17 protein-coding genes are annotated in these 18,572 nt (G+C 44.6%); 10 read left to right on the top strand and 7 right to left on the bottom strand.

Annotated elements, in window-relative coordinates; all coding sequences use genetic code 11:
* Window positions 1-7 precede the first annotated feature (7 nt).
* From OU793_RS04815 to OU793_RS04800, 4 genes are all read left to right on the top strand, one after another.
* Window positions 8-298 (top strand): PAAR domain-containing protein, encoded by a 291-nt coding sequence (locus OU793_RS04815; RefSeq protein WP_005499010.1) that lies wholly within the window; start codon window positions 8-10, stop codon window positions 296-298.
* Window positions 299-1,141 (top strand): transhydrogenase beta subunit, encoded by an 843-nt coding sequence (locus tag OU793_RS04810; RefSeq protein ID WP_140103669.1) that lies wholly within the window; start codon window positions 299-301, stop codon window positions 1,139-1,141.
* Window positions 1,142-1,237: 96 nt separating this feature from the next.
* Entirely contained in the window at window positions 1,238-2,371 is a 1,134-nt protein-coding gene (locus OU793_RS04805; RefSeq protein ID WP_159404348.1) for an exonuclease SbcCD subunit D, read from the top strand.
* Between the two features lie 9 nt (window positions 2,372-2,380).
* Entirely contained in the window at window positions 2,381-5,437 is a 3,057-nt protein-coding gene (locus OU793_RS04800; protein WP_159404347.1) for an AAA family ATPase, read from the top strand.
* A gap of 64 nt (window positions 5,438-5,501) precedes the next feature.
* On the opposite strand, the gene OU793_RS04795 is transcribed toward OU793_RS04800, so the two are convergent.
* Window positions 5,502-5,882 carry a cystatin domain-containing protein gene (locus OU793_RS04795; RefSeq protein ID WP_005480328.1) on the bottom strand — a complete coding sequence of 127 codons (381 nt, stop codon included), beginning with the start codon at window positions 5,880-5,882 and terminating at the stop codon, window positions 5,502-5,504.
* Between the two features lie 409 nt (window positions 5,883-6,291).
* Here OU793_RS04795 and OU793_RS04790 point away from each other — a divergent pair, with 409 nt between their 5' ends.
* From OU793_RS04790 to OU793_RS04780, 3 genes are read left to right on the top strand one after another with little or no spacing between them, the layout of a single operon-like run.
* Window positions 6,292-6,816 (top strand): AAA family ATPase, encoded by a 525-nt coding sequence (locus OU793_RS04790; protein WP_029798503.1) that lies wholly within the window; start codon window positions 6,292-6,294, stop codon window positions 6,814-6,816.
* Between the two features lie 30 nt (window positions 6,817-6,846).
* Window positions 6,847-7,374: a histidine phosphatase family protein gene (locus OU793_RS04785; protein WP_005463834.1), complete on the top strand. Its 528-nt coding sequence runs from the start codon at window positions 6,847-6,849 to the stop codon at window positions 7,372-7,374.
* A 55-nt stretch (window positions 7,375-7,429) separates the two neighbouring features.
* A complete protein-coding gene (locus OU793_RS04780) occupies window positions 7,430-7,951 on the top strand; it encodes a lipocalin family protein (protein WP_024700673.1) in 522 nt (173 codons plus the stop codon).
* Between the two features lie 18 nt (window positions 7,952-7,969).
* On the opposite strand, the gene OU793_RS04775 is transcribed toward OU793_RS04780, so the two are convergent.
* On the bottom strand, window positions 7,970-8,749 hold the full coding sequence (locus OU793_RS04775; RefSeq protein ID WP_024700672.1) for a helix-turn-helix domain-containing protein: 780 nt from the start codon (window positions 8,747-8,749) through the stop codon (window positions 7,970-7,972).
* Between the two features lie 139 nt (window positions 8,750-8,888).
* Here OU793_RS04775 and OU793_RS04770 point away from each other — a divergent pair, with 139 nt between their 5' ends.
* The gene (locus OU793_RS04770; RefSeq protein WP_024701991.1) at window positions 8,889-10,013 is read left to right on the top strand and encodes a multidrug effflux MFS transporter; all 1,125 of its coding nucleotides are present in this window, start codon (window positions 8,889-8,891) and stop codon (window positions 10,011-10,013) included.
* A 94-nt stretch (window positions 10,014-10,107) separates the two neighbouring features.
* Here the strand turns inward: OU793_RS04770 and OU793_RS04765 are convergent, their stop codons facing one another.
* The 5 genes from OU793_RS04765 to OU793_RS04745 form a co-directional block, all read right to left on the bottom strand.
* Window positions 10,108-11,103, bottom strand: a complete 996-nt coding sequence (locus OU793_RS04765; protein ID WP_005498994.1) for a succinylglutamate desuccinylase/aspartoacylase family protein — start codon at window positions 11,101-11,103, stop codon at window positions 10,108-10,110.
* Between the two features lie 100 nt (window positions 11,104-11,203).
* Window positions 11,204-12,736 (bottom strand): putative basic amino acid antiporter YfcC, encoded by a 1,533-nt coding sequence (gene yfcC / locus OU793_RS04760; protein WP_005463845.1) that lies wholly within the window; start codon window positions 12,734-12,736, stop codon window positions 11,204-11,206.
* Window positions 12,737-12,964: 228 nt separating this feature from the next.
* Window positions 12,965-13,282, bottom strand: a complete 318-nt coding sequence (locus OU793_RS04755; RefSeq protein WP_005498990.1) for a cytochrome c — start codon at window positions 13,280-13,282, stop codon at window positions 12,965-12,967.
* A 77-nt stretch (window positions 13,283-13,359) separates the two neighbouring features.
* Window positions 13,360-14,364 carry a low-specificity L-threonine aldolase gene (ltaE, locus tag OU793_RS04750; protein ID WP_005480299.1) on the bottom strand — a complete coding sequence of 335 codons (1,005 nt, stop codon included), beginning with the start codon at window positions 14,362-14,364 and terminating at the stop codon, window positions 13,360-13,362.
* 23 nt (window positions 14,365-14,387) lie between these two features.
* The gene (locus OU793_RS04745) at window positions 14,388-14,903 is read right to left on the bottom strand and encodes an NUDIX hydrolase (RefSeq protein WP_193237413.1); all 516 of its coding nucleotides are present in this window, start codon (window positions 14,901-14,903) and stop codon (window positions 14,388-14,390) included.
* 269 nt (window positions 14,904-15,172) lie between these two features.
* Here OU793_RS04745 and OU793_RS04740 point away from each other — a divergent pair, with 269 nt between their 5' ends.
* Both OU793_RS04740 and viaA read left to right on the top strand, forming a co-directional pair.
* Complete coding sequence (locus OU793_RS04740) at window positions 15,173-16,834, top strand: ATPase RavA domain-containing protein (protein ID WP_274647731.1); 1,662 nt, start codon at window positions 15,173-15,175, stop codon at window positions 16,832-16,834.
* A 9-nt stretch (window positions 16,835-16,843) separates the two neighbouring features.
* Window positions 16,844-18,298, top strand: a complete 1,455-nt coding sequence (viaA, locus tag OU793_RS04735; protein ID WP_005463855.1) for an ATPase RavA stimulator ViaA — start codon at window positions 16,844-16,846, stop codon at window positions 18,296-18,298.
* Window positions 18,299-18,572 lie beyond the last annotated feature (274 nt).

The following is an 18,572-nucleotide window of genomic DNA, read 5'->3' as shown; positions in this document are numbered from 1 at the left end:
ACTGAGAATGGGTAAACCAGCAGCAGTGATTGGAAGTTTTCACCTTTGTCCAAAGAAAACAGGCAAGATCCCTCATGTTGGAGGTCCTGTTGTTATGGGTTCTCCAAATGTAAAAATAGGAGGCATCCCTGCCGCGAGAAAAGGTGACAAACTCGTTTGTATCGGGCCGCCTGACAGCATATCTGCGGGGTCTTCTAGCGTTAAGATTAATGGTAAACCGGCTGCTAGATCAGGGGACTCTACATCTCATGGTGGAAAAATTCTCGTGGGTGTACCGACCGTCCTCATCGGGGGATAGATGCGAATTGGTTTTAAGATGCCTTTATGTCTTATTGACGATGAGGAAGTACAAGTCAGCTCTATTCTCGATGCTTCATTTAGGTTTTCCGGTGAAAGAACACAAAACGTTAACAATGAAGTTTATGAAGAACGACTTTTTAAGCTGATTGCGTCACATGAGAGAAGCTTAAAACAAGCAGAAGTATCTGGTTGTGTTTGCGTATTGTTGCCCCAACTCAGCGATAAAACGCTACTGAAAAAAATCATGCTTGAGATATCATCTGCCTTAGGTGGTCATCCAAGTACAAATATCTACTTGTATCCTTACGGGCAGGCATCCTTTTTGATGGCTCTTGGAAGAATAGAAAGAGAGTTGGTCTCAAGTCGACCTACCTGGGTTTTGGGATTTAATGCCAAAAATGATGACGTGAATGGTTCGCGTAGTTCGGTCGTGGCGGCGAAATGCGAGCCGAGCAAAGGTGGTTTATTCAGCAGAAACGTTTGTGTTGATTTAGATGCCACACAACACTCAATCGCAGTAGAGAAGGTCATGCAGCAGTTAGGGCTTAACTGTAAATATCCGGTGAGTGACTTTACTGTATCTGTTGAAGGCGAAGAGCCTATTTGGATGCATCATATTCAGAGCTTCTCACCGTGGATTACCTCCGACACGAGATACCATTTTCTGAATGTGAAGTTAGGTTCGCTTGGAGCCTGTAGCGGTATTCTCAAAGCAGTTTGCCTGTATCAACAACAATTGAACGAGGCGAGCGAACGCTTTCACGCTGTTCAGCTAGACATCGAGCCAAGTGGGTATGTTGTTGGAGCCTTATTTGGTCGAAATGAGAGCGAAAATTCTTAGATCAATCAACACAAACCACATGAAAAGCTTACGAAGTCACGATATCCTAACGGGATAATAAGATAACGCCATGTTTGTGGCAGAAAGTGAATTCGAATGAAGTTTATCCACACCTCAGATTGGCATCTTGGCCGACAGTTTCACAATGTCTCTTTGCTTGAAGATCAGCAGGCAGTTCTTGAGCAACTTATCCAATATATTGAAAACAATCCGGTTGATGCTGTAATCGTTGCCGGAGATGTCTATGATCGCTCCGTTCCACCAACGATTGCTATCGAGTTGCTTAATCGAGTCGTAAAGCGAATCTGTGGTGAGCTCAATACTCCTATGATATTGATTTCAGGCAATCACGATGGCGCAGAGCGTTTGGGTTTTGGTTCTGAGCAAATGAAACGTTCGGGATTGCATATCATCAGCAATTTTGAAGATATGTTAACGCCAGTTGTGATTGAAACGAAAGCCGCTGGTCATGTGGCTTTCTATGGAATGCCATACAATGATCCTGAACAAGTACGTTATGTGTATAAAGAGCCGGTGTCGACACACGATGAAGCTCATAAACTGATTGCCGAAAAAATTACAGAGCAGTTCCAATCTGAGCATCGAAATATTCTAATCAGTCATTGCTTTGTAGATGGTGCTATTGAATCTGAATCAGAGCGACCGCTCTCTATCGGTGGCTCTGATCGAGTTAGCCACGAGCACTTTTTAAACTTCGATTATGTCGCGTTAGGTCATTTGCACCAACCTCAAAAGAAAGGTGAGGAGTACATTCGTTATTCTGGTTCGTTGATGAAGTACAGCTTCGGTGAACAAAATCAAAAGAAAGGCTTCACATTAGTTGAAATCGGCAAAGATGGCTTTATTGGGGCGGAACATATTGAGTTAACGGCGCCTCATGAAATGCGTATCGTTGAAGGCGAATTGGAACAAATTCTAGGGTGGGGCAAAACGGACCCGAAAAATGAAGATTATTTACTGGTGAGATTAATGGATAAACACGCCATTTTGAACCCGATGGAGAAACTTCGTACGGTTTACCCGAATGTTTTGCATCTAGAGAAGCCAGGAATGCTAATTGGTGTCGAGCAAGAAATGGCGCAAGCTAAGCTCGCTCGCAGTGAAATTGACATGTTCAAAGATTTCTTTGCTGAAGCACAGGATAGTGAATTATCCAATGAGCAAGAGCAAGCAATCAGCGACATCATTAAGCAACTTTCACAGCAGTAAGGGCCAAATATGAAACCAATCAAACTCACGATGCAAGCCTTTGGTCCGTTTGCGAAAACAGAAACTATTGATTTTGAAAAGCTTGGAAGTAATGCTTTATTTTTAATTAATGGACCTACTGGTTCAGGTAAAACCTCGATCTTAGACGCGATTTGCTTTGCGCTATATGGCGAAACCACTAGCAATGAACGTCAAGGGATCCAAATGCGCTGTGATTTAGCATCGCCACAGCTGCTAACCGAAGTAATTCTAGATTTCTCTTTGCATGGCAAAGTTTACCGAGTGACTCGCGCGCCGGAGCAAGAAGCTCCGAAAGCCCGTGGTGAGGGATTGACCGTTCGCAAACACACGGCGTCATTGTATGAATTGGGTGAGACAGAAAAACTCATCACCAGCAAAACGACCCAAGTTAAAACTGAGATCACTAATATTATCGGTTTGAACGAAACTCAGTTCCGTCAGGTTATGGTATTGCCTCAAGGTAAATTTCGCGAGCTGTTATTAGCAACGTCTAAAGAGCGTGAAGAGATCTTTGGCCAGTTGTTCGAAACGGATATCTACAAAAAGATTGAATACGCCTTAAAAGACAAAGCAAGCTCGATAAGCAAAGCAAAAGATGAGTTTGATAACCAAATTCGTGGCGCGCTTCAAGTTGCGGGAGTGACATCAGAAGCGGAATTAACAGAACAACGTGAAACGCTGTCTGTCCAATTTGCGTCAGCGCAAAAGCGAGAGCAGGAATCGCTTGCTCAGTTAAATGCCGTGAAAACAGAAATTCAGAAAGCTGAAACGTTAAGCAATGAATTTAAAAAGCGTGAACAAGCAGAAGCTGCGCTCCATCTGCACTTGCAACAAACTGAAACCATTTCGGCTCGCCAACTGCAGTTAGATAATGCGAAAAAGGCGAGTAGGATTGAACTGCCTTATATCACGCTGCAAAATGCCGCCCAGCAAGTTCAAGATTTAAACCAAAAGGTTGCCGTTCTTTCTCAAGACCTAAAAGCCGCTGACGACGTCTTAAAAACGAAGGAACAAGCCTTCCAACAGGCGAAAGAACAAGCGAATCGGGTTCCTAGGCTGACAGAGCAGCAATACCAACTTGAAAGCATGAAAGGCAAGTTGGTCGAGAAGGTTGAACTGGATATCGCCATCGCTGCAGGACTACAGCAGAAATCAGAATTTGAAGAAACGCTAAAAAAATACATAGTGTTTAGGGAAAAACTGACGCAAGACGCCCTGCAAGCGCAAAAAGTGTTGGAGCAAGCTCGCATTGATGTCGCAAGTATTGGTAGTGTGGATGCAAAGATCAAACAGCAGCAGCGTTTGATGTCGGATGTTCAAAAGTTAGGTAACTTAAATCAAGAGCTTTCAAAGCTAGATGCATTGACATCAAGTAAACAAGCCTCGGTAACTCAAGCCAAGTCTCACTATGAAAACCTTCAACGTGAAGCGGATGCGTTAGAGCTCAGTTGGCATAATGCGCAAGCGGCAGTTCTTGCTCTTCGTTTACAAACTGGAGAGAAGTGTCCCGTTTGTGGTGGTACCGAACATCCTCAGCCTGCTCAGTTTGTTGGTGATGAAGTCACAAAAGAGCAAGTTCAACAGGCTCGTCATCAGGAGCGTGAGGCTCAAATCACGCTGAACCAATTGAGCAACCAGTTGGAACAACACAATATTGCGATTGCTCAATACACGCAGCAAATTGAGCAAATGGTTTCGGAGTTGGGGCAGAACGCGAACCTAGAGCTGCAAGCATTACAGGCATCAATTCATCAACTCAATGAACGATTACAGCATTTGAACGCAATTAATATTGCTCAGCTTGAGCAAAGCGTGAACGAGTTGAATCAACGTTGTGTGGTTGGCGAAGGTAAGATCAACGATTTGCAAAACCAGATGGCTGCAAATGAATCGACGATTAAAGCAAATCAGCAGCAGTTAGCGAAATTGAGTGCGTCATTAGATGATAAATACACATCACTAGAGCAACTAGAAAACGACTTGACTCAGATACACAAGCAAATTGTTGAGCTGAATAACGGCCTAGAATCTGCGCAAGCGCAGTTACAACAAGCTGAGCTGGCGAAATCAAATGTCGATAGTCAGTTGACGACTCACCAACAGTGGCTGTTGGAAGCGAATAGTAAACTGGAAAATGCTAAAACCGAATGGGAAAGCGCACTAAAAGCGAGTGCGTTTGCTGATGAAGCGCACTTCTTACAGAGTAAAGTGAGTGAACAACAAACTCAAACTTGGCAACAAGAAATAGATAACTTTAAGCAGACAAAAATTCAGTTAGAACAAACTCTTGCGGATTTAAATCAAGCTTTGAAGGCGGTCGAGAAGCCTAATTTAGAAGCGCTTAACGGGAGTTTAAGCACTGCTCAACATTCGTATCTAGAAATTAGAAATCAGCTGGATAGCACGCGTTCACTGTTTGAAGGCTTGGAAAAAGTTCGCAATGAAATTTCTAATCTGCACGATAAAAACCGTAAATTAGAGGAAGAGTACAAAGTTTTCGGTACGCTTTATGATGTCGCCAGTGGTAAAACGGGCAGCCGTATCAGTTTACACCGATTTGTGTTGGGGGTTTTATTGGATGATGTGTTGATTCAAGCTTCTCAACGACTGAGTTTGATGAGCAAGGGTCGATATATTCTAGCGCGTAAAACAGAGGGTTTTAAGGGTGCAGCAGGGCGAGGACTTGATCTCGTGGTGGAAGACGGTTACACCGGAAAAATGCGTGATGTTGCAACGTTGTCGGGTGGAGAATCCTTCATGGCAGCTTTAGCTTTGGCATTAGGCTTGTCTGATGTCGTGCAATCTTACAGCGGTGGAATTCGTTTAGATACGTTATTCATCGACGAAGGCTTTGGTAGCTTGGACCCTGAATCTCTCGATCTGGCGATTCAAACATTGGTCGACTTGCAACAAACGGGCCGCATGATTGGCGTAATTTCGCACGTGTCTGAACTCAAAGAGCAGATGGCGTTGCGAATCGATGTTGAACCGTCTAGGTTTGGTTCTACCGTTTCGGTTAAATCTCAGATGCTAATATCTAAATAAAAATCAAATAGTTAAATGAAAACAAAAAAGCCCCTTTATGGGGCTTTTTTATCGACTCTGATACTTATTGTTCGCAGAAGTGACCTTCTTTTGGCGATTGAGTAATCGCGTACTCTCCGTCGAGATTACGATACACAATAGTGTTCCAAATCGAGCCATCATCCATTTCAAATTCAATTGCGTAGTTCACACCGCTCACTATTTGTGCATGAACTGTCAGAATTTGTTTGAATGACGAAAGGGTATCCATTTGTTTCAGGACAAAGGCCATCGCCTTTTGTGCATCAGGGGTAGCATCAAATTCGTTCCACCCACCTGGCATGTTTCCCTGTGTATTACATACATCTGCCGAGGCTGTTACATGTGTCGTCTCTTCTTGGTTTTTTGGTTGGCAACCAACAAGCAACCCCAAAATTGCACAAGTCGACACTGTTTTTAACATCATAACCATCACCTCTATTCATATCGGGTCGTATTATAGTGGTGATGAGATCACGCCATTGTCTATGTTGTGCAAACTTTTGATATGCACAAAGTTAATTCGATGAGTAATTGGAGCGAGTTTACATAGAAAATAAGCACGATAAATCAAACGCTCTGTTCTTGATAAATCAGTTTACAGTGTAAAAACTCGTGATGTTGTTGCCTACGAAGACTCAATTTACTCGAGAGTTGGGGCAGCGTTAAGCGCTATAAATCAAATTTAATATGAGTTATGGTTTACATGATTGACATTGAAACTTCTTATCAATCATACAAAACACTACTATCACCGACCTGTAAAAATAAGCTGTAGTTTTGACTAATTGCAGCGTTCTTCGTCAGTTTGTTGCCAGCGCCATGGAGGGCGTTATATGAAAAGGATAAATGTCATTGGTAGTAGCGGTAGTGGTAAGTCTACTTTCGCAAAAGCCTTAGCTCAGAAGCTCGACGTTACACATATCGAAATGGACAAATTGTTTTGGAAAGCGGGCTGGCGAGAAAGCACCGACCATGAGTTTTTCAGCAACTTAAAAACGGCCCTCACGCAAAGCGAATGGGTTTTGGATGGAAACTATTCTCGAACTGAAAGCATAAAGTGGCAAGACGTCGACACGATCATTTGGTTGGATTATTCAAGAACGGTGACGTTTTACCGAGCGATCAAACGTGCACTCACTCGTATTTACACAGAGCAAGAGCTGTGGGAAGGGACTGGTAACAGAGAAAGTCTGTATCGACTGTTCACAAAAGACTCCATCGTATTATGGTCTATTAAAAACTACGCAAAACGACGACGAAAATATCTTCAACTGAAACGTGAATTGAGCGGCTCACCCATTCAATTTGTTCATTTGACTAACCCGAAAAAAGCACAAGCTTATCTCGAAAAACTATAAAATAAGTAAAAACTAAGAGAAAACAGATAGATGGACATTATTTTTGTGCGACATGGCGTGCCAGATTTTTCATTAGCTGATGAAAGATGCATGACGCAGTTAGAGAAAGATTACGCGCCATTAGATCGAGCGTATTTATCGGAACTTCATCAAAAGCTTACCAACGCCGTATTCGATGATGCGCAGGCTATTATTTGTTCACCATATACGAGAGCGCTCCAAACGGCGGAGATCCTTAACCGCCGTCATGGATTTGAATTGTTTGTCGAACACGATCTGAGAGAGTGGCGGGCGGATACTGCTGGTGGTTATATTTCGTTGGCTGAGCGAGACCGGCGTTGGCACGAATATCGCGAGTTGCTAAAACTAAGACTGCCGATGAGCGACGAGCGCTATGAGCATGTGACGGCGTTAAAAGCACGAACGATGGCGGTTTTGGAAAGGTACAGACAATATGACAAAGTTATTGTCGTCAGTCATTTCAATGTTTTTGAAGCTTTGCAAGGTTATCAGGAACAAGGGTTGGCTTGCGGAGATTCTAAAATCTTTCGTCTGTGATCGATTTTCAATCTTATAGAGTAAAATCAATGAGTAATCGCTATTGGAGTTAAAAATGAAATCTATAAAAGCATGGATGTTGTTATGTTTGATCGCGATGTTTGGTTGTACGTCAAAACCAGATGATGTTGAGCCTGTAAACAACTTTGCACTCCAACCATACCTCGGTAAATGGTATGAAATAGCTCGACTGGATCATTCCTTTGAGCGCGGCCTCTCTAACGTTACGGCTGAATACGAATTGCGTGAAGACGGTGGTGTCACGGTTATCAACCGTGGTTATTCGCAAGAAAATAAAAAGTGGACACAAGCCGAAGGCCAAGCGTATTTCGTTGGAGATGAAAACATCGGCCATCTTAAAGTTTCATTTTTTGGCCCGTTCTATTCCTCGTACATTGTGTTCGAGCTAGGAGAAAACTATGAGTATGCCTTTATCTCAGGTTTTAACCATGATTACTTGTGGCTACTTTCTCGGAAACCAAATGTCGATAAGGCGACGGTGGAGCGATTTAAGCGAGTCGCCAAAGAGAAAGGCTTTGCGCTAGATGAGTTGATCCTGGTCGATCAAAAACAGTAAATGGTCCAACTGCTGACCTTACAGTAAGGTTCGATGCTTCATAAAGCTCAGTGGTGTTTGTCCCGTTTGTTTTTTAAAAAACGCAATGAATGCGCTGTCTGATGAAAACTCCAAGCAATGGGCAACATCACTGACTTGCCTCTCCTCACACAACAGCTCTATTGCCTTTAACAATCGCCATTGCTGACGCCAATCTTGATAAGACATGCCTGTTTCGGACTTAAACAGTCTTGTAATTGTCTTACCGCTTGCCCCGATTGTTTTCGATAAATGGTTGAGATCAGGAGCAATGAATCCGTCTTTTGTCATCGCGTTTCGAAATGAAGCCAAACGACGATCCGATGGCAATGGTAAAGTGAGCTCGAATTGCTTTGCTTGATAAAACTCTTCCCAAAACAATATGGTTGTCGCATTTGTTTTGGTTTGCTCTATGTCCCACTCCCACAAAGCCATTTTATTGATCAGTGCTTTTAGAAGATCGTTAACTTCAATCATCACGATGCTTTTCGGGCAAGAAAACTTGTCACAATCGAAATAAACAGAGCGATACGACACAACATTCGTCATTACGGCGCGATGTGGAGTATGAGGCGGGATCCACACTGCTTTGGTTGGCGGCAAAATACAAATGGAATCATTTAGGGCAAACGTCATGCATCCTTGTGGCGCGTAAAGTAACTGACCTTTATGGTGCTGATGCATCCCTGAGTCGTGTTTACCAACATCTGCAGCAATGCCGACCACGTTGGCTGTGAGCTTGTCTGCATCAAACTGAGTGTTTTCTTCAATAAGTGCCATTTGTCCGAATTTTGATGTTTTTGGTCTTAATGATGTTAATGGGTAAAGCATAACGCCTTCTATACTGCGCGCCAAGTTAAGTTTGTTACCCACTTAAGCTTCTGAATTCATCAGGTCGAAGTGGGATAGAGAGGCAAAAATGAAAACGAAACCTTCTATTGGATTAATGGTTGTGATGCTGATGTTTCCACAAATTGTAGAGACGATTTACAGCCCTGCACTTGGTGATATTGCACAGTCATTCTCAGTCACCTATACGCAAGCAGCGCAAACCCTATCGATCTACTTTACAGCATTTGCAATCGGAGTCGTGGTTTGGGGGCTACTAGCAGATAAATGGGGAAGACGTCCAACCATGCTAGTTGGCTTGCTCGTTTATGGGCTTTCTGCATTGGTTGCGATGCAAACTGACCGCTTTGATGTGGTTATGTTAGCACGAGCGTTGAGCGCCTTTGGTATTGCGGTTGGTTCTGTGGTGACGCAAACCATGTTGCGGGACAGTTTTTCTGGCGAAGAATTGGGTAAAGTATTCGGCGTAATGGGAATAGGAATTTCTGTCAGTCCGGTGATTGGCATGTTGCTCGGCGGCCAATTAACCGCCTTGGGCGGCTATCAAACCGTCTTTTTTACACTGTTTGTCATGGCATTAGGCTTGTTTGTTTACAACGCTTTCAAACTGCCAGAGACACAAATTCAGAAACAGCCTTTGAATATTGGTTCACTTCTGGGACGAATGCTGAGAGATGCGCAAATCTGGCAATCGACGTTATTAGTTGCGCTCTACAATATCGCATTGTTTTCTTACTACCAATTAGGTGCTTTCACATTTGAGGCGTTAGGTTTTAGCTCATCGGAGTTTGGATACAGTGGCGTTGTACTTGGCTTAGGTACATTTGTCGGCAGCTTGTTGAATAAATTTTTGTTGGGTAAAGGACGGACGCAAACATCTTTGTTGTGGATCGCATCGATACTGTTGTTGGCTGGTGGGTTTGGTGTCTTTTGGGCTCAAACATCTATTTGGTTTTTAGTTCCAATGTTATTGGTCGTGATGGCGTTTGGCATTGCGATACCTAACGTACTAAGCGCTGCTTTGGTGGATTATAAACAGCAAGCGGGCAGTGCTGGCGCAGTATTTGGGCTGATGTACTACTTACTGATTGGGTCGGGGCTTGGATTGGCAGGAATAATTCAAAACCTAGGTGTAGTACAGACAAGTTGTGCAGTAACCGTATTGTTAGTGACAATGTCACGAATGAAGAAATAGATCTTATTCGTAAAAAGCCCCACTAAATGAGCGGGGCTTTTTGTTGCAAATTGACCTATCCGAAAAAGTGCTTTCAAATAGCGAACAACTAGGGCTATTTGATTAGGCGAACAACCAATGAACCAGGAGCCCTGATCGACTCAATGTTGTGACTTAATACCGTGCCACTAGTTGGTGCCATGTAGCGCTGAATTTCGTCACCAAAGCTATCGTATTGAATCGCAAGCAATTGACCTTGTTCAACGGTATCCATCATTTTCACTTGTGGTAGAACGAAGCCACCAAACTCGGCTCGAATACTGATGATCTCGTTACCTTCAAGGCAAGGGATGACTGGCGAAGCTTCACCAGAAATCACTTCGTGGCGCTTTAGCACGTTAAAAATCCCCGCAACCGTACGATCAATCAGCGCTTGCTCAGTGTAACGCCCCATGCCCACTTCGATAGTAATGCTTGGAATGCCGCTGTTGTTCCACACGGTTTCTAAAACACCTGCGTCCCCCGGATCGTTTAAGATAGCGTCTGGGTTAATTGAGCGAGCCATTTCCAACGATTGTTCGATACGGAAATCGGCAAACACATACAATGGGTAAGCGGCACCACTGGTTTGGGTGTGAAGATCAATCGCAAGCTCTGCATTTGGCTTAAGCAGATTGTTCCATAATGCAAACAGGTAGCGATTGGCCTCATTGCCGTTTGCGTCGCCTGGGAAAAAGCGGTTTAGGTTTGCTGGTGAGGCATCAGGATCAGCGGAGTAAAAATCGCGGCTGTGGTTCAACATACCCGTTAAGTTGATGGTTGGAACAACAGTGACAGTGCCCGCCAGTTCTTTGCCGATCAGCTCTCGAGCTGTTTTTTGCGCGGCAAGAACGCCGTTGTATTCATCGCCATGAACACCGGCAGTGATCATAATCTTCTTGCCCGGCTTGTCGCCTTTGAATACCAATACTGGTAGGTGTTGCCACTGAGATAGGGCATTGGTTGCAATGCGGAACCAGAATTTATGCTCGCCAGCAGGCAAGTCAGTTACGTCGAGAGATTGAATGACTTGATGACCTTGAATTACGTCATCCAGAAATTGTGTTGCCATTAAAGTTGTCACTCCAAAACATCGTTTTGATGCTTATTTGCCATTTGGCTTGAATCAAAAAAGGCGAGAACTTGTCTCGCCTTCTTATCTGTTAATCAGTTTACGCAAAACCCATCACGTGAGCTGCGACGACGACAATGCTCGATAGGGTAAAGAGTAATAGCATAAAGCGCCAGCAGAATTTCGCCCAGTCACCCCAGTCGATACGACACACGCCAAGTGTTGCCATTAGGGACGCAGAAGTAGGGACGATCACGTTAGTGAAACCATCACCCAGTTGGAATGCCAGAACCGCTACCTGACGCGTTACGCCAGCGATGTCTGCAAGAGGAGACAGCAGAGGCATCGTAAGTGCTGCTTGGCCAGAACCCGAGGTCACGAAGAAGTTGAAAATGGATTGGAACACATACATCAACCAAGCTGCGGCAACATCAGGAAGGCCGCTGATCACGCCGCCTGCGCTGTTCAAAATCGAGTTCAGTACGCTTGCTTCATCGGTAGTACCACCCCCCAGAATAAGCAATACACCTTTCGCACAGCCAACCAAAAGAGCAGGAGCTAGCATGATTGCTGCGCCTTCTTTGAATGCGTCCGCCGCACAGTTAAGGGTCATGCCGTTTAGGCGGAAGATCGTACCGATGATGGCAACCACAAAGCCCATTGTGAAGAACTGAGAAGCGATTTCTGGGATGTACCATGCTTTGGCTACTACGCCCCAAACCACCCAAATCGTCGTTGCGATAACCGTTAGAATAACGAGCGTGTCTCCGAAGTTCCAACGAGAGTCGTGGCTACCTAGTTCTTGCTGACGGAAGTATTTATCCGTACGGCGGCTGTAAGAGTACTCAGGATTTGCTTTGATGCGAGACGCATAAACCATCGTAAAGGCGATACCGATGAGTGTAAAACCAACCCAAAGTGCCATACGAACCGTCATGCCCGATAGTACAGGAATACCAGCAATACCTTGTGCAATCGCAACCGAGAATGGGTTCATCCAAGATGTCGCAAAACCAATCTGAGTCGCAACGTAAGTCACCATTACGGTCGTAATGCCGTCATAACCTAGGCGAACCATCAATGGAGCGATGATGATGGCGAACGCCACCGCCTCTTCACCCATCCCAAAGACAGCGCCGCCCAAAGAGAACAGCAAGAACAGAACAGGAATGAAGAGCGCTTCGTTACCTTTGGTTTTGTCGATCAGGCGAAGGATACCGTTGTCGATAGTGCCCGTGCGCATCACGACACCAAAAGCGCCGCCGATCACAAGCATAAACATGATAACGCCGATTGCGCTGCCCCATTTTGAACCTGAAACCAGACCTTCAAATGGGAAGTTCATCAAGCCGATACCGCCGCCAGAAGCGAAGAGACCCACTTTGTTGTAAACCAGCTCGCCGTTTTCGTCGGTTGCGTACGAGAAAGAAGACGGATCAATAACAGTACGTGTTTTTTCCGCACCATCTACCACGTAAGACACCTGTTGGCTATCAAAGTGACCAGCAGGAATTAGATAGGTAAGAATCGCAGCAAAGATACCAACAAAAAAGATTAAAATGAGAGTGTCAGGCATCTGCCATGATTGCTTTGTTGCAGCCGATTCCGATGGCTGCGCATGTGTGTGAGACATAACTTACTTCACGTCGAATCAAACAAAGCATGAAATATCGATAAAGTAGAATAAAAAGTCAATATTAATGCCTGTAGTGAACTATAAATTCATCAAATATTTGATCTAAAGTGTGTTTGATTGATTTGTGTTCATTTGCTAGTGGAATGTGTTGTTGGTTTTATATTCAGGAAAATAAATAGGCTCGTACTGCTGACGAGCCTTTTCTCACTCATTAATGCAGACCGTTTAGTCGCCTGATTGCTCGGCAAAAAATGCAGCAACATCGCGGAGATCTTCATCGTTCAGCATACGTAATTGCGCTTTCATCATCTCTGCCAGTGGCCCGGTTCGCAAACCATCCTGATAGGCTTTCATCGAGTCATACAAGTATTTAGGACTTTGACCTGCAAGGTTCGGATAGGCGTCATTACTGCTTAGTCCATTTGTGCCGTGGCAATATACGCAGCTTGGGGCTTTAACTTTGCCTTTCTCAGCATCGCCAAAAGGATTGGCATAAACGGTGGAAGTAAAAATGAGAGACGTTAAAAGGAGGGTTCTTAGCATTATGGATTCTCGATTTAGCGATAATTGACCGTAGAATAAAGCTTCCCCCAAGGGGAAGCTCAATGATCAAAATCAATCTAAAGCAGAGATTTAAGGCTCGATAGGAAGGTTTGAATATCTTCAGCAGAGATGTCTTTGTGTGTGACAAAGCGAATTGGGTTTCCTGGGCTGATGATGATGTTTTGTTGCTTGAGTTGTTCCGCTATGCTTTGGATATCGACTTTAGCATCCAACTTAGCAAACACAATGTTGGTTTGAACGAAGTCAGGATTTACCGAGAAACCCGGTAGTTCAGCTAAACCTTCCGCCAATGCTTTTGCATTGATGTGATCTTGCTTTAACTGCGCGACTTGTTCCGTGATCGCCAGTTTACCTGCTGCCGCTAAAATACCTGCCTGACGCATTCCGCCACCGACCATCTTTCTTAAACGGCGAGCTTTCGCGATGTATTCCTTGCTGCCAAGCAGCAGTGAACCAACGGGTGCCGCAAGACCTTTCGATAAACAAATCGTCATGGAATCAAAGTATTGACCAATATCTTTGACGGGAACATCGAGCGCAACAGCTGCGTTAAACACGCGGGCACCGTCGAGATGCAGTTTCAGATTGTGTTTATTAACGAATTCACGAGCTTCCGCTAAGTAAGACAGTGGGATCACTTTACCGTTGATGGTGTTTTCTAAACTTAGCAGACGAGTACGAGCAAAGTGCGCGTCATCAGGTTTAATTGCCGCCTCTAATTTGTCAAATGGCAACGTGCCATCTGGATTGTTTTCTATTGGTTGAGGCTGGATAGAACCCAGTACCGCTGCGCCACCTGCTTCATATTTGTAATTGTGCGCTTGCTGGCCGCATAAATATTCATCGCCACGCTCACAGTGCGCCATTAATCCTAAAAGGTTTGCTTGTGTGCCAGAAGTGGTAAACAACGCTGCCTCAAACCCTGCTAATTCAGCCGCGAATTGCTCTAGCTCGTTTACGGTAGGATCGTCACCATAAACATCATCGCCAACAGGGGCGCTGAACATTACTTCGCGCATAGCTTGGGTGGGTTGAGTCACTGTGTCTGAACGAAAATCCATGAATATCTCCTTGGTCCAAATTCCTAAATGTATCCGCAAAGGCGAGCTTTGCTTAAGCAAGCGATGGTTTTGGCATCGGTAATGGTGCCATCAATAATTTTTTCTTCGAGCTGTTCTCGTGACAATGTCACGACTTCAATCACTTCATCGTCGTCACACTCGTAGCGATTGGTTTTGGCTAAGTGTTCGGCGACAAACAAATACTGAATTTCATCACAAAACCCAGCAAGCGGTGTCACTTGGCCGAGTGGGGTAAATTTATCTGCGCTGAAGCCGGTTTCTTCTTCCAACTCACGTTGCGCGCAGCAGAGCGGGTCTTCGTCGCCTTCGCGAGTCCCTGCTGGTAACTCCAGAAGCCATTTATTGAGAGAAGGTCGAAACTGATTCACTAAGACTATATCGCCATTGGCGGCGACTGGCAGTATTACAGCAGCGCCTGGATGGTGAATGGTGGTGTGTGAAATGACTTGACCTGTAGGAAGCTGAACGTCTTCTTCAACCAAAGAAATTTGCTTCCATTTATGAATTGTTTTGCTCATGCAGTTGTAAACCCTAGCAATGACCGCAATTTGACGTTTTTGAACATTAACCACAAACGCTGGGAAACAAAAGCAAAAACTGTTGCAAGACCACGAAAGCGTTTGCACTTTCAGTGAGCTATATCTCATAAATGGAAACTTTGATTGCTCAGCAAAGAGAGGGATAAGCATCTGTTATAAGGGTGATTCGAACAAATTACACTTGTAACAAAGTGATAACAAATGTATAAAAATAAATACACAGCATCAGTTCAGCAGCCGGAGTACGTATGATCCAACCTTCTTTTGCATCCAATGCCGAAAAAGCACTACTTTCCGAGCGTATTAACAAGCTTGCAAAAGCGTTAACTGATGGCGTTTATGAACGCGAACACACCATCAAACTCTGTCTCCTTGCCGCTTTGGCTGGGGAGAGCGTCTTTCTTTTAGGTCCTCCAGGTATTGCAAAGAGTCTTATTGCAAAGCGTCTTATCCAAGCTTTTGATAACAGCAGTTACTTTGAATACTTGATGACTCGATTCTCGACACCAGAAGAAGTGTTTGGTCCTTTGAGTATTCAAGAGTTGAAGGACAACGGCCGTTATGTCCGACTCACCAAAGGTTACCTACCTACTGCACAAGTCGTTTTCCTTGATGAGATTTGGAAAGCGGGCCCTGCGATTCTGAACACTCTGTTGACCGTTGTGAACGAAAAAACATTCAAAAATGGCAGTGACATTGAACGTGTTCCAATGCGTTTGCTGGTTTCTGCTTCCAACGAATTACCAGATGAAGACAGCGGCCTAGACGCACTGTACGACCGAATGCTCGTACGTGTGTTCGTAAACCGAATTCAGAATAAGCAAAACTTCAAATCCATGCTGACCGTTGGCACATCGCAAGAAGCGCAAATTCCGGAAGGTTTGGCGATTACCGATGAAGAGTATCACCAGTGGCAGCAACAACTCGACAAACTGACGCTCACCGACAATGCGTTTGAAAAGCTGTTCCAACTAAAAACGATGCTGGAAACCAAAGTGGAAGCACAATTTGGTGACGCAGCACATACCGACATGTACGTGTCTGACCGTCGCTGGAAAAAGGCGGTTAAGTTACTGAAAGCGAGCGCTTTCTTTAATGGTCGTGATGAAATTAATCCTCTTGATCTGTTGTTATTGCAAGACTGTCTCTGGAATAGCCCTGAGTCGCGTGATGTCGTGCGTGAAGTGGTACAAGAATTCGCGCTCAAGCACGCTTTTGACCAACAAGACGCAGAGCAGGAAATCGAGTACTGCCGCGAGTCTTTGATTGATGTTCAGCATGAGCTAGAAGATACCTACCGTATGACGCTGACCTCTGAAGCAGCAACCGGTATTTTGCGCAAAGAAACCATGCGTTTCGATACTTCGAAGGCGAAAACCTACAAAGTGGGTGCGGCCGTTAACCTAGTGAAGTTGGTTATCTTGCAAAGCAACATGTCGGTATCGGAATCGGAAAAAGGCGATAGCCGTTGGGTTTATGTACCGAAAGATGAACTGGACCGTGTGATCAAAGATGGCCAAGGTGATGTGTACGGTTACGTAAACCAAAACACCAATATGTGTCGTCTGCGTTTTGATATGGATGCGGCGAACAACTTGGTGATCCGCGATATTGCTAACCGCGGTATTTTGGTGAGCTTGGTAACGCAACAAGGTTTGGACATTGAGCTGTACCAAAAATGGTTGTCGCAAAGCGAAAAAGCCGTAAACCAACTGAGTGAAGCAGAGCACCACATGCGTAAAGTCAAAGCGAACTTTCATGATGCACTGCCACACAGTTTTGTGGATCCTGAATTACCACGTCTTATGGAGTCGAGTCTGCAACAGGTGAGCCAACGACTTGAGTCTATCCAAGGTGAAAGCGAGAAGATCATTCAACGCTTTAAAAACTTACATCAGTTTTTCTCTTAAGGAGACGACATGTTAGGTGCAGACGGACTCAACTTGGCGCTGATGGTGGCGGATTCAGGCATCATCGACAGTGCTGTAAATGATTTGATGGCTCGCTCTCAAGTCATGATGATGGCAGAAAACCGAGGTGTAAAATCGTCGGTGAAAAACCATTTGTTAAAATGGCGCGGCAACGTAAAGAAACGCATCACCAAAGTATGTGAGACGGAGCGTTTCCAACAAGAGCTCGCTTTATATCAAGAAGTGATTCACTGGGATGAAGACGAGTTTTTTGAGCGCATAGAGGATGTGATCAAAAAGCTTGAGTGGCACTCTGCGTTTTACATGCAAGCACGCCGCATGATGGAAAAGAACAAAGGGGTCAACAACCCGATGTTCCCGCATTACTTCTGTGACCAATGGTATCAAAGCCTTGCTGATGCAATTAAACAGGCGCAAGTAAGTGAGTTAGAAGCCAACAAAGAGAAAGTTCTTAACGATCTGTATCAACGTATGGAAACCATGCGCAATATGGATAAAGTGACGGAATCTGGTGACGCTGAAAGCGTAGGGCGCTTGTGGGATATGGCTTCGGCGAAACTCAGCAAAACCGATTTAACGGTGATGAAGCGTCATGCGGAGTTTTTGAAAAAGCACAAAGGCTTGCAAGAAATCGCAGAACAGCTTGGCCGTATGGCTGGGCAAGTGAATGATCCTGACTTAAACCGTGCACCAGCGGAAGAGCTGCAAATGGTTGAAGAAAAAAGCGACGAAGCGACTGATGATATCGTCGGTATCCATGAAAGTGACGATCTCAACAAGCTGCTGCCAAACGAGACCATGTTTTTGGCTTACCCTGAGCTAGAAGTTGTGTTCTACAAGCATCTGGTCGACAAGCGTTTAATGAACTATCGCACGCAAGGTAAATCTCGCACTTTACGTAAAGTCAAAGCGCATCGTCCAGACAACAAAGCTGTGGATATCGAAAAAGGGCCGTTCATCGTCTGTGTGGATGCCTCTGGCTCGATGAGTGGTTTCCCTGAGCAGTGCGCAAAAGCGATGGCGTATGCGTTAATGCAGATTGCACTGGCCGAACAGCGCGATTGTTACGTGATCATTTTCTCTACTGAGCACATTACTTACGAGCTCACCAAACAAGATGGTTTGCGTGAGGCGGCGGATTTCTTAACGTATAGTTTCCATGGTGGTACAGATTTGGAGCCAACGCTTATCAAATCCATCGATTTGATGAGTGGAGATAAATACAAAAACGCAGACATGGTGGTAATTTCTGATTTTATTGCGCCAAAACAGCAAGATGAGTTGTTGGCAAAAGTGGATGCGCTTAAAGCGAAGAAAAACCGTTTCCATGCGATCAGTTTATCTAAGTACGGAAACCCTGCGTTAATGTCGATGTTTGATCATACTTGGTCTTACCATCCAAACGTTGTGGGACGTTTACTCAAGCGTGTAAGTAACGGTTGATGACCTAAAGCGGCGAATTCGCCGCTTTATTTTTAGTTCGTTTACCGGATGAAAGTGTTTGGGGCAGAATCAATAAATACGCAATTGGATCGAATTTTCATCTGATTGATTTAAAAAAAAGCAAACAAACAGAAAATGAAAGATTTTTGTTTGACTATCTTTTCTGAATCCGTAAAGTAGCAACCACGCAACGGGGGAGACCTCTTAAAGCGTTAAAGAAAGGCGCGTTGGCAGAGTGGCTATGCAGCGGATTGCAAATCCGTGGACCTCGGTT

This window comes from Vibrio sp. VP6 (genome assembly GCF_028823755.1).
Taxonomy (GTDB): domain Bacteria; phylum Pseudomonadota; class Gammaproteobacteria; order Enterobacterales; family Vibrionaceae; genus Vibrio; species Vibrio parahaemolyticus.
The sequence above is the reverse complement of the archived record's forward strand: the minus strand, read 5'-3'. Positions and strand labels throughout refer to the sequence as shown.